Source organism: Mesorhizobium sp. WSM4935 (assembly GCF_029625735.1).
In the GTDB taxonomy this organism is placed as follows: Bacteria; Pseudomonadota; Alphaproteobacteria; order Rhizobiales; family Rhizobiaceae; genus Mesorhizobium.
The window spans coordinates 1-239 of record NZ_JARTVR010000082.1 but is presented as its reverse complement, the minus strand read 5'-3'; the positions used below and the strand labels follow the sequence as shown (position 1 = coordinate 239).

1 pseudogene is annotated in these 239 nt (G+C 59.4%); it reads left to right on the top strand.

The window, feature by feature from the left end:
• Window positions 1-239 (top strand): annotated as a pseudogene (locus tag P9273_RS32200) (threonine ammonia-lyase, biosynthetic); the annotation flags it as partial.

The window sequence follows — 239 nt, the reverse complement described above, 5'->3', positions numbered from 1 at the left end:
CCGTTGGCGCGCGATGAACGCCTGTATCGATTCGATTTTCCGGAGCGCCCAGGTGCGCTGGCCCGATTCCTGGATCGCATGCATCCGGACTGGAATATCAGCCTGTTTCACTACCGCAACCACGGCGCCGATTACGGACGCATTCTGGTAGGCATCCAGGTTCCCGATAGCGAGCACGCATTGCTGCGCCACTTCCTGTCGACGCTTGGCTATCCCCATGTGGACGAAAGTGACAACCC